The sequence below is a fragment of the Cognatundibacterium aquatile genome (assembly GCF_014699135.1).
In the GTDB taxonomy this organism is placed as follows: Bacteria; Pseudomonadota; Gammaproteobacteria; order Burkholderiales; family Burkholderiaceae_D; genus Undibacterium; species Undibacterium aquatile.
The window spans coordinates 111,165-125,370 of record NZ_JACOFT010000005.1 but is presented as its reverse complement, the minus strand read 5'-3'; the positions used below and the strand labels follow the sequence as shown (position 1 = coordinate 125,370).

14 protein-coding genes are annotated in these 14,206 nt (G+C 51.0%); 3 read left to right on the top strand and 11 right to left on the bottom strand.

The window, feature by feature from the left end:
* Positions 1-38: 38 nt before the first annotated feature.
* From H8K26_RS13850 to H8K26_RS13840, 3 genes are all read left to right on the top strand, one after another.
* Positions 39-791, top strand: coding sequence for a HesA/MoeB/ThiF family protein (locus H8K26_RS13850; protein WP_190480335.1), 753 nt, complete (start codon positions 39-41; stop codon positions 789-791).
* Positions 792-860: 69 nt separating this feature from the next.
* Entirely contained in the window at positions 861-1,502 is a 642-nt protein-coding gene (locus tag H8K26_RS13845; RefSeq protein ID WP_190480333.1) for a glutathione S-transferase family protein, read from the top strand.
* On the top strand, positions 1,499-2,284 hold the full coding sequence (locus H8K26_RS13840; RefSeq protein WP_190480331.1) for a spermine/spermidine synthase domain-containing protein: 786 nt from the start codon (positions 1,499-1,501) through the stop codon (positions 2,282-2,284). Before H8K26_RS13845 ends, H8K26_RS13840 begins: the two co-directional genes overlap by 4 nt.
* A gap of 24 nt (positions 2,285-2,308) precedes the next feature.
* On the opposite strand, the gene H8K26_RS13835 is transcribed toward H8K26_RS13840, so the two are convergent.
* From H8K26_RS13835 to argB, 11 genes are all read right to left on the bottom strand, one after another.
* Positions 2,309-2,701 carry a VOC family protein gene (locus H8K26_RS13835; protein ID WP_190480329.1) on the bottom strand — a complete coding sequence of 131 codons (393 nt, stop codon included), beginning with the start codon at positions 2,699-2,701 and terminating at the stop codon, positions 2,309-2,311.
* 28 nt (positions 2,702-2,729) lie between these two features.
* Positions 2,730-3,500, bottom strand: coding sequence for an ABC transporter ATP-binding protein (locus H8K26_RS13830; RefSeq protein ID WP_190480327.1), 771 nt, complete (start codon positions 3,498-3,500; stop codon positions 2,730-2,732).
* Entirely contained in the window at positions 3,500-5,317 is a 1,818-nt protein-coding gene (locus tag H8K26_RS13825) for a branched-chain amino acid ABC transporter ATP-binding protein/permease (protein ID WP_190480325.1), read from the bottom strand. Before H8K26_RS13825 ends, H8K26_RS13830 begins: the two co-directional genes overlap by 1 nt.
* A complete protein-coding gene (locus H8K26_RS13820; RefSeq protein ID WP_190480323.1) occupies positions 5,314-6,369 on the bottom strand; it encodes a branched-chain amino acid ABC transporter permease in 1,056 nt (351 codons plus the stop codon). The genes H8K26_RS13825 and H8K26_RS13820 overlap by 4 nt, the downstream gene beginning before the upstream one ends.
* A gap of 158 nt (positions 6,370-6,527) precedes the next feature.
* Positions 6,528-7,691 carry an ABC transporter substrate-binding protein gene (locus tag H8K26_RS13815; RefSeq protein WP_190480321.1) on the bottom strand — a complete coding sequence of 388 codons (1,164 nt, stop codon included), beginning with the start codon at positions 7,689-7,691 and terminating at the stop codon, positions 6,528-6,530.
* 155 nt (positions 7,692-7,846) lie between these two features.
* Positions 7,847-9,727 carry an aminodeoxychorismate synthase component I gene (pabB, locus tag H8K26_RS13810; RefSeq protein ID WP_317889277.1) on the bottom strand — a complete coding sequence of 627 codons (1,881 nt, stop codon included), beginning with the start codon at positions 9,725-9,727 and terminating at the stop codon, positions 7,847-7,849.
* A 217-nt stretch (positions 9,728-9,944) separates the two neighbouring features.
* Entirely contained in the window at positions 9,945-10,400 is a 456-nt protein-coding gene (locus tag H8K26_RS13805) for an Mpo1 family 2-hydroxy fatty acid dioxygenase (RefSeq protein ID WP_190480319.1), read from the bottom strand.
* 166 nt (positions 10,401-10,566) lie between these two features.
* On the bottom strand, positions 10,567-11,142 hold the full coding sequence (gene slmA / locus H8K26_RS13800; RefSeq protein WP_186884370.1) for a nucleoid occlusion factor SlmA: 576 nt from the start codon (positions 11,140-11,142) through the stop codon (positions 10,567-10,569).
* Between the two features lie 222 nt (positions 11,143-11,364).
* Positions 11,365-12,168: a PhnD/SsuA/transferrin family substrate-binding protein gene (locus tag H8K26_RS13795; RefSeq protein ID WP_190480317.1), complete on the bottom strand. Its 804-nt coding sequence runs from the start codon at positions 12,166-12,168 to the stop codon at positions 11,365-11,367.
* Between the two features lie 337 nt (positions 12,169-12,505).
* On the bottom strand, positions 12,506-13,216 hold the full coding sequence (locus tag H8K26_RS13790; protein WP_190480315.1) for a pyrimidine 5'-nucleotidase: 711 nt from the start codon (positions 13,214-13,216) through the stop codon (positions 12,506-12,508).
* A 40-nt stretch (positions 13,217-13,256) separates the two neighbouring features.
* The gene (gene argB / locus H8K26_RS13785; RefSeq protein ID WP_223827036.1) at positions 13,257-14,183 is read right to left on the bottom strand and encodes an acetylglutamate kinase; all 927 of its coding nucleotides are present in this window, start codon (positions 14,181-14,183) and stop codon (positions 13,257-13,259) included.
* Positions 14,184-14,206: the final 23 nt, after the last annotated feature.

Genomic DNA, 14,206 nt, shown 5'->3' with positions numbered 1-14,206 from the left:
GACCTTCAAGGCCGCTGCACAGCGGCCTTTTTTATCTCATGAACGACAATCAACTCCTGCGCTATTCGCGCCATATTCTGCTTGAACAGATAGGCATAGAAGGCCAGAAAAAAATTACTGAAGCCAAAGTTCTGATCATCGGTGCCGGTGGCCTTGGCTCGCCTGCCGCTCTGTATCTTGCCAGCGCCGGTGTCGGCAGCCTTACCCTGGTTGATAATGACTTCGTCGATCTGACAAATCTGCAAAGACAAATTCTGCATACCACTGAGCGGGTCGGCATGGCGAAAGTCTTATCCGGCCGGACAGCGCTGCAACAGATCAATCCTGATGTTCATGTCATCGCCCTGCAAGAACGGGCTCAAGGTGAGCGGCTCGAAGAGCTGATACAGCAAGCGGACATTGTGCTTGATTGCTGTGACAATTTCAGCACGCGTCATGCGGTGAACGCTGCCTGTGTCAAATATCAACGACCGCTGGTCTCCGGTGCGGCCATTGCATTTGATGGCCAGATCAGCGTCTTCGATACGCGTAATACGGAATCGCCTTGCTATGCATGTCTGTTTCCACCGGATCAGAAATTCGAGGAAGTCCTGTGTTCCAGCATGGGTGTCTTTGCGCCACTGGTCGGGATCATCGGCACCATGCAGGCAGCCGAAGCATTGAAGCTGATCATGCAAACGGGTAAATCTCTGCAAGGCCGCTTACTGCTGCTGGATGCGATGAGCATGGAATGGACGACGATAGGAATGAAAAAAAATCCGCGCTGCCCGGTTTGCGGTGAGCAACACTAAGTGCTTCCTTCATTTCAATCATGTTTGCCGGCGAATGTTTCCGGCTCTGCCCGATTTTCCAGACAAATCATGTACACACTTTATTACGCTCCGGCGACCGCCAGCATGGCGGTGCATCTGGCCTTACTGGAAACAGGTGCGCCCTACGAACTGCAACTGGTCGATTTTGAAAAAAATCAGCAAAAAGATCCCGCTTACCTGCGCCTGAATCCGAACGGGGTCGTGCCGACGTTGGTGTGCGATGGTAAGCCATATATAGAAACGGCCGCGTTGATGATGTTGCTCGCTGAACGCCATCCGGCGGCGGGTCTGACCGGCACGCCGGAACAATATGATGAATGGCGTCAGTGGATGGTTTATCTGAGTCACAATCTGCAGGCCACTTATCGTTTCTGGTTTTATCCGTCAGAACTGGGTTATGCAACGCATCCCGATGAGGTATGTCATGCCCTGCAAACGCGTATAGAAAAAATATGGGATCAGTTAGATCAACACCTGAACGCGCATGGCCCTTATCTTCTCGGTGCACAATTTTCAGTCGCCGATCTGTATCTGACACTATTGATGCGCTGGTCACGTAAGATGCCGCATCCGGCAACCGAATGGCCGGCACTGAATCATCTGGTGCAACTGATCACCAATCGCCCTAGCTGGAAAAAAATGATGGAGATAGAAGGCGTGGATATCTGGCCTGAGGACAAGACCGTATGAGTAAGCCAACCGATTTATACGCCACCACCCAGATTGCCGGTTATCCGGAAATCAGTATTTCCGAGTTCATCGGCGTGCGCTCTCTGCATTTATCGTCCGATGCAATACAAGGCTCCATGCGACTGGCCATGCCGGATCAGATTGAACTGGAATACGTACAGCAAATGATGATGTGGCTGTTGTTCAACAAGACACCGCAACATATCGTCCAACTGGGACTCGGTGCAGCCGCACTGACTAAATTCTGTTACCGCCAATGCCCACATGCACAAGTCACCGCCATAGAGCTGAATCCGAATGTGATCGCTGCCTGCTATCAGCATTTTCGCCTGCCACCCAACGACGACAGGCTGCATGTCGTCGCCATGGATGCCATGACATACGTGACCGATACCGCGCATCACGGCAAAGCCGACGTGATGCAGGTTGATCTGTACGATGCCGCCGCCGAAGCTCCCGCACTCAGCAGCCCGGAGTTTTATCAGGCTTGCGCAGATTGTCTGACTGATGACGGCATACTGACGGTCAATTTATTCGGCAACCCGGAACACTACGAAGCCAATTGCAACGCGAATCTGGACGCCTTGAATGCGGCCTTTGATGCGGTCGTCTGGCTACCGATGGTGCACGATGCGAACACCGTCGCGATCGCCTTCAAACAGGCACCGGCAGTCGATTTCGATGTGCTGTATGAACGCGCAACAGAGATCAGACTCAGCATGAAATTGCCGGCGGCAAAATGGGTTAACGGACTGAAAGCCTGGATGCAGGATACGCAGTGATGTCTGTCTGTTGTTAGTCTGTTGTCACTCCGGCGTATGACAACAGACGCATAATTTATTGCCATCCAGATCCCGAAAATATGCGCCGTAGTAATCTGCATGATACTGCGGTCGCAGCCCCGGAGCACCTTCGCAAGTCGCCCCCAACTGTATCGCCTTTGCGTACACTCGCCTGACCATCGCACGATCAGACGCCAGTAACGCAATCATCTGCCCATTTCCTGCCGAGGCTGGCGCTCCATTAAATGGTCTGCCGATCAAAAATAGAGGGCGCGGCTGATCGGCTTTAATCCATCCTGCCCACGCCTTATCTTCTTCTGAAAATTTAAGTTGTAATGCCAGTTCAGTCATCACTCCCGAATAGAAGTGAAAAGCGCGCTGGAAATCATTCACGCCAATAAATACATGAGATAGCATCGCATTCCCTCATTATGCTCATACCACATCAGTGAGATTTTTTCGTCAGCCCCAAATAGGTATCAATCACGCGCTGATCATTGGCAAGTTCTGCGGCATTTCCTTGCAGTGCAATCGCGCCGGTTTCCAACACATACGCATAGTCGGCCACCTGTAAAGCAGCACGGGCATTCTGTTCAACCAATAATATGGCAACGCCGGTTTGCCTGAGTCGCTGAATGATGTGAAAAATTTCTTTGACGATCAATGGCGCCAGACCAAGGCTAGGTTCATCGAGCATCAGCAACTGCGGTTTTGCCATCAGTGCGCGCCCCAGCGCAAGCATCTGTCGCTCGCCACCCGATAAAGTGCCCGCTTCCTGATGACGCCTTTCCTTCAGACGCGGAAATAAATCAAACACCACGCTGAGCTGATCGGCATAGTTTTTTTCACCGGCCTGATAACGGCGGTAACTGCCTAACAAAAGATTGTCTTCCACTTTCATGCTGGAGAACAATTCGCGCTTTTCCGGCACCAGCGACATCCCCATCGCGACGCGTTTTTCTATGCTGATGCCGCGTAAATCCTGCCCGTTAAAAAGGACCTGCCCACGCTGGCTGCCACTGGCAGGCAAGGCACCGGCAATACCATTGAGCATCGTTGATTTGCCTGCGCCATTCGGGCCGATGACGGTGACGATCTGTCCACGCTCCACCCGGATATTCGTCGCCTGCAAGGCTTCGACCTTGCCGTACAACACCTGCAATTGATCGGTGACCAGCAGCGCTTGTGAATTTGCCTGTGAATTTTCTTGTGTCATCAGTCTATTCCACCTAAATACGCTTCCAATACTGCCGGATGTTGTTGAATTTCTTGCGGCAAACCCTCGGCTATTTTGCTGCCGAATTCCATCACGACCAGATGATCGGTCAGGTTCATCACGAAATCCATATCGTGTTCCACCAGCAAAATGCTCATTCCTTCGGCGCGCAATTTTCGCAACAACTCTGCGAGTTCCTGCTTTTCCTTATAGCGCAAACCAGCGGCAGGCTCGTCGAGTAACAGCAAAACCGGGTCGCAGCACAGCGCACGTGCAATTTCCAAAATACGTTGCTGACCCAGCGCCAGATTGCCTGCTTCTTCATGCATCAGGTGTGCCAATCCAACCCGTTCAAGCTGGCGTGCTGCTTCGGCCAGCAAGCTGTCTTCGATTTTCCGGTCGCGACGCAAAATACTGGCGAAGACTTCGCTGATATCGCCTTGCTTGTGTCGCAAGTGCGCGCCTATCGCCACGTTTTCCAGCACACTCATATTCGCCAGCAAACGTACATGCTGAAACGTGCGGGCGATGCCGAGTCTGACGATGTCGCGCGAAGCGAGACCGGTAATGTCCTGTAACTGACCATTGCTATAAAAACGTACCATGCCGCTGGTCAGCGGCAACACACCTGTTACGAGATTGAACATTGTCGATTTACCGGCACCATTCGGCCCGATCAGACCGACAATCTGACCAGCGCTGACGCTGAACTGCATGTCATTCACAGCGACCAGACCACCAAACTCTTTGCGCGCCTGCGCTATCTCTAAAATCACGTTACCACTGGCTGGCTTAATACGACTGGCTAGTGGCGCACTGTGAGTGTTGATCACGATAGCCGGTTCTGTCGCCAACCACGGCCGGAATATATTTTTCGCTGCACGAAGCAGATAAGGCCAGACGCCATCACGCGCCGTTTGCAGCAACAGAATCAGCAAGACACCAAAAACAATCACTTCAAAATTACCATTACTGCCTAACAAAGCAGGCAGTATCGCTTGCAGTTTATCTTTCAGGATGGTCAGTAATGCCGAGCCCAGCAAAGCGCCCCACACATGCGCCGCACCGCCTACCACGGCCATAAACAAGTATTCGATACCGGCATTCAAGCCAAACGGTGTCGGGTTCACGGAGCGCTGTAAATGGGCATACAGCCAGCCGGAAATACTCGCCAGCATGGCTGCCAATACGAAGATGATGACTTTCATGCGTGCGGTATTCACGCCCATCGCTTCCGCCATCACACCGCCCCCTTTGAGCGCACGTATCGCACGACCGGGACGCGACTGCAACAGATGTTGTACAGCCAGCGTTGCCAGCAACAATATGGCCCAGATCAGCAGATACATGCTGCGGCCGCTATCAAGCCTGATGCCGAAGATCGCAATCGACGGAATGCCGTTGATGCCATCGTATTTCCCCAGAAATTCGAGATTTCCGAACAGGAAAAACAGGGACAAGCCCCAGGCGATCGTCCCCAGTGGCAGATAGTGGCCGGATAAGCGCATGGTAATCATCCCGATTGCCAGGGCTGCCACGACAGTAATCAGCAAACCGGCAAGCAAACCCAGCCACGGTGATAAGCCCACCGTCGTACTCAGATAAGCAGTGGCATACGCGCCGATACCGACAAACGCCGCCTGCCCGAACGAGGTCAGACCACCGACACCCGTCAGCAAAACCAGACCCAGCGCGACGATCGCATACAAGCCTATGTAATTCGATAAAGTGATCCAGAATTCGGGAACCGGTAATGCCGGGAAAATGAACACCAGCGCCAGCAATACATATTTTCCATAACGCAGGAGGTGACTCATGATTCCTCCTCGTCATTGTGTTTACTACTGAGAGAACGCCACAGCAACACCGGAATGATCAGCGTAAAGACGATCACCTCTTTATAAGCGCTGGCCCAGAACGAGGAATAAGATTCAAGCAAACCGACCAGTAAGGCGCCAGCGGCAGCCACCGGATAGCTGAACAAACCGCCGACAATCGCCCCGACGAATCCTTTCAGCCCGATCAGAAAACCACTGTCGTAATAGACGGTCGTCATTGGCGCAATCAATACGCCGCACAAGGCACCTAAGGCTGCCGTCAGCGTGAAAACCAAACGTCCTGCCTGCGTCGTCCCTATCCCGACCAGTTGCGCACCAAGACGATTGACGGCAGTCGCCCGCAACGCTTTACCAGATAAACTGCGCTCAAAATAGACATACAAAGCGATCATCAGCGTGACAGAAACGGCAATCACGACCAGACTCTGACCTGAGATCATCAGCGAACCTAGCTGTAATTGTGCGTCACTGAAAGCAGCAGTTCGTGAGCCCTCGGCACCGAACATCACTAGGCCAAGACCGGTCAGCGCCAGATGCAGCCCGACGGAAACGATCAGCAAAACCAGCGTACTGGCTTCAGCCAGCGGCTGATAGGCGAGCCGGTACATCATCGGCCCCATAGGTATCACCAGCAGCAGCGCCAGCACGACCTGTACCAGCATAGGCAATTCCTGTAATGGCAGATAGCGCATCAACAGCCAGAGCAGCAACGGCAACAGCAACAGCTTTACTGTATCTGGCAAAAATGCACGTAAAAAATTCGCGCTGCGCTGCGGCGCGCGCAGATGCTGATAAATTTCTTTGAGCAGACACAACGTCCCCAAGCCCAGCAACAATGTGGCTGAATGTGGAAATTGCCCTGACTGTATCGCGGCCAGACTCAGCGCACCGAAAGCGACAAATTCACCTTGAGGAATAAAAATGATGCGGGTAACAGAAAACACCAGCACTAGTGCCAGCGCCAGCAGCGCATATATCGCACCACTGGTGATGCCATCCTGCGCAAGGATGGCGGCAATCGAAAAATCCATGGAAAAAACTTTCTCGCTGAAACAAACAGATCTGAACTATCGCTGCCGATGAAGCGTGACAGTCTATGCTGATTTACATTTAAAAGCCGACTTCAAAGTGCATCCCGAAGACCAAGCAAAAGGGAGCCGCAGCTCCCTTTTATAGCGAATGCTAAGGCTTATTTTGCCTGCCCCGCCAGTTTCCATTTGCCGCCGACAATCTGCACCATCACGCGGGAACGCTGATCCAGGCCAACATGATCGCCGCTGTTCATATTTACAATGCCATGAGACACGGCCAGATTTGTGGTGTTTTCTATCGCCGTGCGCAACGCTGCCCTGAATTCTTTGGTTCCCGGCTGTGCTTTTTTCAACGCCGTAGGCACTGCGTTTTCCAGCAATAATCCGGCATCCCAAGCATGCCCGCCAAAGGTCGAGACTGAGCCTGCTCCGTACGCTTTTTCATAGACGCCGGTGTAACGCAAAGCAGATTTTTTCACCGGACTATCTGCCGGTAACTGCTCAGCGACCAGCAAAGGGCCCGCCGGTAACCAAGTGCCTTCGCAATCTTTGCCACAAACACGCAGGAAATCATTGTTCGCAACGCCATGCGTCTGATAAATCTTCCCTTTATAACCGCGCTCTTTTAAAGTTTTTTGTGGTAAGGCTGCAGGTGTGCCAGCGCCAGCGATGAACACCGCATCGGGATTACTGGCGATAATTTTCAGGATTTGTCCGGTGACCGACGTATCCGGACGGGCAAAGCGTTCGTTTGCCACGATTTTTATTTTGCGTAATTCTGCCAGTTTGGAAAATTCTTTGTACCAGCCTTCGCCGTATGCATCATTGAAGCCGATGAAGCCTACTGTCTTAATACCGGCATCGGCCATGTGACTGATGACCGCCGTAGACATATGCGAATCATTTTGCGGCGTCTTGAATATCCAGTGACGCTTTGCATCAGACGGAGAAATAATGGAAGCGGCCGCTGCCATCGAAATCATCGGCGTTTCTGTCTCCGCCGCTACATCGATCATCGCCAGAGAAGTCGGCACGATGGTCGACCCTATCAGTAAATCTACCTTGTCTTCGGATACCAGTTTGCGCGCATTTTTGACTGCCATCGTCGAATCAGAAGCGTCATCGAGAATGATGTATTCGACTTTTTTGCCACCAATTTCTTTCGGCAATAAAGCAAAAGTATTCTTTTCAGGTATGCCCAACGAGGCACCGGCACCCGTAGCGGAAACATTCACGCCGACTTTAATCTGGGCAGCGACATTCGCGCTAAACATGAGGGCAATCAATGCAGGCAAAGCTGCGAGGGCGTAGCGTTTTTTCATCGGTCATCTCCTGTTGAGATCATGCAAATGATCTTGTCTATTTTTTGTCTGTCGTTGGAATTTGTCAGCATATGCTTGCTGTTGCCATTCCGAGTGTAACCCGCCAGCGATCTGCGGCACAACCCGTAATGATTTCAGCAGGCATTATGCAGCAACTACCGTTGTAAGAGCCTGACTGTAAATGCGCCGCGCAAGGCATTGCACAACATGATCTGATCGGCATTGTCGAGATCAGCACGGGTCAGCGATTGTTCGCACACCCGGTATTGCTGCTGAAACTCAGGCTCTTCCAGTAATACCGAACGCATCACCCCGGGCAGCACGCCGTCAGATAAAGGCGGGGTCAGCCATACCCCCTGTTTCTGAATCAGGACATTGCTGCGACCACCTTCGGTCAGATGTCCTTGCTCATTGAAAAACAGCATGTCAAAAGCCCCGTGGGCTCCAGCCGCTTTCCAGGCTTCGTCGTAGCGTTGCCGGATGCTCGATTTATGCTGCAAAAATAATTCATCGCTGGATGTTGCCTGTTGCGCCAGCATCACGCCGGGATGCGCGTTCAGCAGTGTTAACACGCCCGACGTAATCGCCACCTGACCTTGCGCATTAATCGCCAGACGTAAGCGATATGCGGTCTGTGGCGGTAAATTGGCACAGAACCCTTGTACTGTGCGGCAGATCTCTTTTTCATTCCAGACAAAGCCGAAATACTGGGCAGACCGGCGTAAACGCTGTAAATGGCGCGTCCAGTAACGACAGCCTTGCTCACGCGTGGCATACATGGTTTCAAACAATTCAAACTGCGCTGGTAATCCTGTCAGAAATTTTGCCTTCAACTGACATTCGGCAAATTCTTCGTCTGCACGACTGTCGTACACAATTCCGGCCCCGACCCCCATGACGCCTCGCCGCACAACGGTACTCTCCCCTACCCCCTTATCTGGTGCCTGCAATTGCAAAGTACGGATAGGTACAGCCAGGCAGAAATCGCCGGGTATATTGCTATGCTGCGGCGGATCAAACCAGCCTATCGCACCGGTATATAAATCACGTGCGGCAGGTTCAATTTCACGGATGATTTGCATGGTTCTGTGCTTAGGTGCGCCCGTGATCGAACCACATGGAAACAGCGCGTTGAGTATATCTGCCAGCCCTAATTCTGGACGCAGATGCGCATGTATCGTCGAGGTCATCTGCAGCACACTGGAAAAACGATTCACTTCAAATAATTGCGGCACTTTCACCGATCCGATATCCGCAATACGACCGAGATCATTGCGCAGCAGATCGACGATCATCAGGTTTTCTGCACGGTTCTTGGTATCTGCGGCCAGTTCTTTTGCCAGTTGCTGATCACGCAGCGTGTCGCCCGTGGCGGCCGCCGTTCCCTTCATGGGTTTGGCGTATAAGTTTCCTTGCTGATGGCGGATGAAGAGTTCCGGTGACATGGAAATCACGATGTCACCCTCTGGCATATAAATCAGGGCACAATAAGGCACTGGCTGGCGTTCGCGCAAACGCCGGTATAAAGCAAGCGGGTCACCATAAGCATCGAAGTGCAGGCGATAAGTGTAATTAACCTGATACGTATCACCGGCGGCGATATAGGTCTGTATTTTTTCTATCGCCTCGCTGAAAGCTGGCTCATCCACATTCGCATGGATATCTGCCACCCCCGTCACAGAAGCCGGGATTTCGCTCAATAGCTGTTCTACCTGTGTGCCGTTCAGCCGCTGACAATACTGAAAAATCGCTATCCTGGAGACAGCAGCAGTGTCACGCGGAGCTATCTTCTGTAATTGCGCGCCGGTCTCATAAGACAACAAGGCCACGCCATAATACCCATCCTGTAACGCCGCTTCCAGCGTGTGAATAAAGGCGGGCCAGTCTTGTAAATTCCGGCATTCGACTACTCTCTGAAAGCCATAATACAAGCGCGACTGTGCCGCATCCGCCTGGGCATCATCAAGCAATGCAAACGGCTGAGCGGAATGCAACAGTTGTGATAAAGAAAAATTGGATGGAGAAATATCAGACACGGTCAGACTTAAGCAGGAGACAGAGTCGCAGTTTACCCGCAGATGAGCAGCCTTGCAGGCATCTGAACTTATCAAGGCAGCGGCTGGCGGCGTTGTTCATAACTACGGTTGCGAATACCATACAACCATCGCCGGCAGGCCAAAGTCGAAGCAGAAAATCAGACAGGCGGAACATGCATTGTTCGCTTATAACAGAGGGTGTTCCGCCAGCAAAGATTTAATACGTGATGCCGATACGCCGGTACAGAAAGCCCAGCACGAACAAAGGGCCTATCAGTAAAAAACGGATATCATCAAAAAACGAGGGTTTTTTGCCCTCGATCTTATGCCCGATGAACTGACCTATCCAGGCGATGATGAAAACGGCAAGAGAAATCTGCCAGATTCTGCCCTGCGGCAGATACTGCAAAACCGCCAGTATCAGCATCGACATCAGCAGCATGCCCAGCGCGAAGCGCGGCGATAAAAAGAAATAGTAAATCAGGCTGGTCATCACGGCGGCATACGCTGCTAACGGGTGCCCGGCCCAGATCAGACCGAGAAAAGAAAAAACGATCGCCGGTACACAGATGCAATGAATGATTTCATTCGTCGGATGTAAGTGACTTTCGGCATATTTGGTCAGCAAAATATCCACCTGCCGACGCTTGGCGTGGGTTTGGGTTTGTTCCATGTTGTCTCCTGATATTCGTCATATCGCGCACCACACCAGCGAACTTTCTGCTGCGGTAACAATATGCGTTGTCGATTTTTATGTGATATGACCTGTCAGCGTCTGTCGCGCTGTCGGCGTACAGCATCATACTTTGGAAATCTGTTGAATACCAAGAACGGCAGAATTAATGCAACATCATCGCGATCTGTAACGTTGCCTGCTCGGTGGGTAAATTTTTGAATCCGGTCTTTGCAAAACGCAACCAACGGCCAAGGACAAAACTACACAACAGGCTGGCCCGGACCTGCGCTTCTGTATCAATCGCGTTGCCCTGACTTGCGGCCAGACGGAAAGACTGCCGGAACGCCATTTCTATCCGTTCTGCCAGTTGATTCATGCGTAATTGCAGGCGCTCATCTTCATTGACCAGCGCATCGCCAGTCAGCACCCGCGTCATGCCGGGGTTACGTTCTGCAAAATTTAACAGCATTTGTGCAATCGCCTGCACCTGCAACAAGCCATCGTCCTGCTGCTCGCTGATTTGATTAATCAGACCAAAAATGGATGCTTCAATGAATTCGATCAAGCCTTCAAACATCTGCGCTTTGCTGGCGAAATGACGATATAAAGCGGCCTCAGACACCTCCACCTTTGCCGCCAGGGCTGCGGTGGTGATTTTCTCGCCTTTAGGATTTTCCAGCATTGCTGCCAGCGTCTGCAAAATTTGGTGCTTACGCTCGCCCGGTTTGGTACTAGCCATTTTTCTCTGATCTGAATGAAAGGTACAAAAGTACAAAATGCATCGTGTAGATGCATGATCTTGCCTGTTACTGACTCACTACCTGTGAACAGCGGGTGTCAGATTCTATGTGAAACCCGCTGCTCATGTGAAGCAATCTTGCAAACTTTAATTTTTCAAATACTCTTGACAACTGGCTTTTTATACAGCTATCCGTTCTTCGTTCAATACTGGCTGATGGTCTTATTTACCGTTATAACGATTGTACGCATTCACATATGGCTGCGGATCTGCCTCAACAACATTTTGCACACGAATACCTTGCAATGCAGCTTTATGTTCAGCATTCGACATCATACCCGTCATCGCAACACGGATCTGATCAATCAGTTCAGCGCCCAGTTTTTTATTCGCCAACATCACCCACGGCGCTGCCTTCTCACCTTCAGCCAGAACAACGTAACCCGCAGCCGCCAGTTTAGGCGCAACCGTGGAATCCGATTTCACCACACCGACGTCCGCCAGTTTGTTTTCTAAGGCAAAAGGAATTGTTGCCTGTAATTGTACGTTGTACACATTGCTTGTCTCCGGTTTGAATCCCATACCAGCAAGCAGACGCAATGCCTGACGTGTCACTTCACTGTCCGCAGGTGGCATCGCAAAGCGCAGTTTTTTCAGTTCATCAGGCGACTTAAAATTCTTTTTCAGGCTGGCCGGTCCAACCAGTGTCATCTGACTTTTGATGCCCGAATCAAGGGCAACAACTGGGACAAAACCTAAAGTCTGGATCGCCATTCCGGCAACCGCATTCGGGCGGGCAATCAGAATATCACCCTGACGTATCGCGTCCGCATCGTACTGACGCAAAGGAGATAGTCCTGTTACCTGTATTTCACGCTTCAGGTAAGTACCAAGAACCGTGGCAAGTTGCTGATATTTTTTCGAACTGTACTCAGATTCGCCGCTGCTGGAAGTACCTTCCTGAACCAGCAGACGCAGCGCAGGACCAGTGACAGGCGCAGCGATAGAAATAGAATTCAAACTCAAAAAAACACTGAAAATACTCAGAAACAGAATACGAAATATCATCTTTATACAATCAATAAAAATACAGCCGCCTACCGGGTAACACCTGGCAAACGGTTTAAGGAAATGGAACTGGCGGGATGGCGTTGAACGCGGAGGGAATAACGAAGGGGATAAATTAGTTTATCCGGCGACCCACAATTTCCACACGGAAAATTTTAAGGCTGTATTGTAATCGCTTCTTTGTGCACCTGCACAAAATTTGGGCATTTTTTATTTATATAACAGATATAAGCAAACACGCATATTCTTGCAAAATGTAACTAAAAATAGCTATTTATCATCTATAAATGCTAATTTATCGCAGCCTTCTGCACTTCAGTAAGCGCTGCACGGAGCGTAACTGCACATCGATGCAAGCAGCGCGTGGTCGAAGATGCGTAATTTTTCGCTGCTGCGGCGGAATGTATCCGTGCACCCAAACTGTCTGCAAGCCTTCTTTTTTAGCGGCACGCAGATTATCAATGCTGTCTTCAACCAGAATACATTGCGAAGCACGCAGGCGGTTTTTTGCCAGAAATTTACGCAAAAAAGAACGTGATGGTTTAGGCTGCAATTTTCCATGGACACGCATTTCCTCCACCGGAATATGCTGCATGAATTGTCGGTGCAGATTCAGATGCATTAACACCCGGCGGGAATAATGCGCTGGTGCATTCGTCAGCAAAATTTTCTTACCGGGCAGCGTGCGCAAACAACGGGCAAGGCCACGCTGAGAACGGATCATGGATGGCAAATCATGGAAGGTATGCGCATGCTGCAAAAACTCTTCTGCCTGAACGCCATGATGTCTGACGAGCCCCATCATCGTCACGCCATAGCGCAGATAATAGTCCAGCCGCAATGCGTTGACAGTCGCCTCATCTGCCGGTTTGCCAGCATCACCCAACAAACGGGCGATGTAGGCATTCATGTTCAGATTAATCTGCGGGAAAATCGCATGTGAGGCATTGTGCAGGGTGTTATCCAGATCAAATAGCCAGACCCGCTGCGACGCACGCCGCCTCATGCCTGCAATCGCAAAGACAGACGAAGGATAGTCATCCGGATTAATGACTGCGGATCATGGTGCCGAAAGCCTGCTCAGTCAGCACTTCCAATAACAACGAGTGCTCAATGCGGCCATCAATAATATGCACCGTATTGACGCCAGATTTGGCGGCGTCCAGTGCTGACGATATCTTCGGCAGCATACCGCCGGAAATGGTGCCATCCGCAAACATCTCATCAATCTCACGCGCCGACAAATCGGTGACCAGATTGCCTTGCTTATCCAGCACACCAGGAATGTTGGTCATCATGATCAACTTCTCTGCTTTCAGAATTTCAGCGATCTTGCCTGCCACCAGATCAGCGTTGATGTTATAAGCCTGACCGTCGTCACCAAAACCGATAGGAGAAATAATCGGAATGAAAGCATCGTCCTGCAAGGCTTTCACAACGGCCGGATTGATTGCATCGATTTCACCGACAAAACCGATATCCAGCATTTCTCCCGGATTTTCCCTATCCGGCATCATCATTTTGCGGGCACGGATCAGGCCACCGTCTTTACCAGTCAGACCAACAGCCTGACCTCCGTAGTGGTTAATCAGCATCACGATATCTTGCTGAACTTCACCACCAAGCACCCACTCAACGACTTCCATCGTTTCATCATCGGTAATACGCATGCCCTGTATAAAAGTGCCCTGCTTACCCATTTTTTTCAGTGCGTTATCGATTTGCGGACCACCACCATGCACCACCACAGGATTCATGCCGACCAGCTTCAACAAAATCACATCACGTGCAAAACCATGTTTCAGGCGCTCTTCTGTCATCGCGTTACCGCCGTATTTAACGACGATGGTTTTTCCATGAAACTTGCGGATATAAGGCAACGCCTCAGCCAGAATTTCGGCTTTAATCACTGGCTCGACACCGGCTAATTTATCTTCTGCTTCTGCTGCTGGGTTTGCGTTCAAATCGCTCATAATGACGGTATCCTGAAGATCAT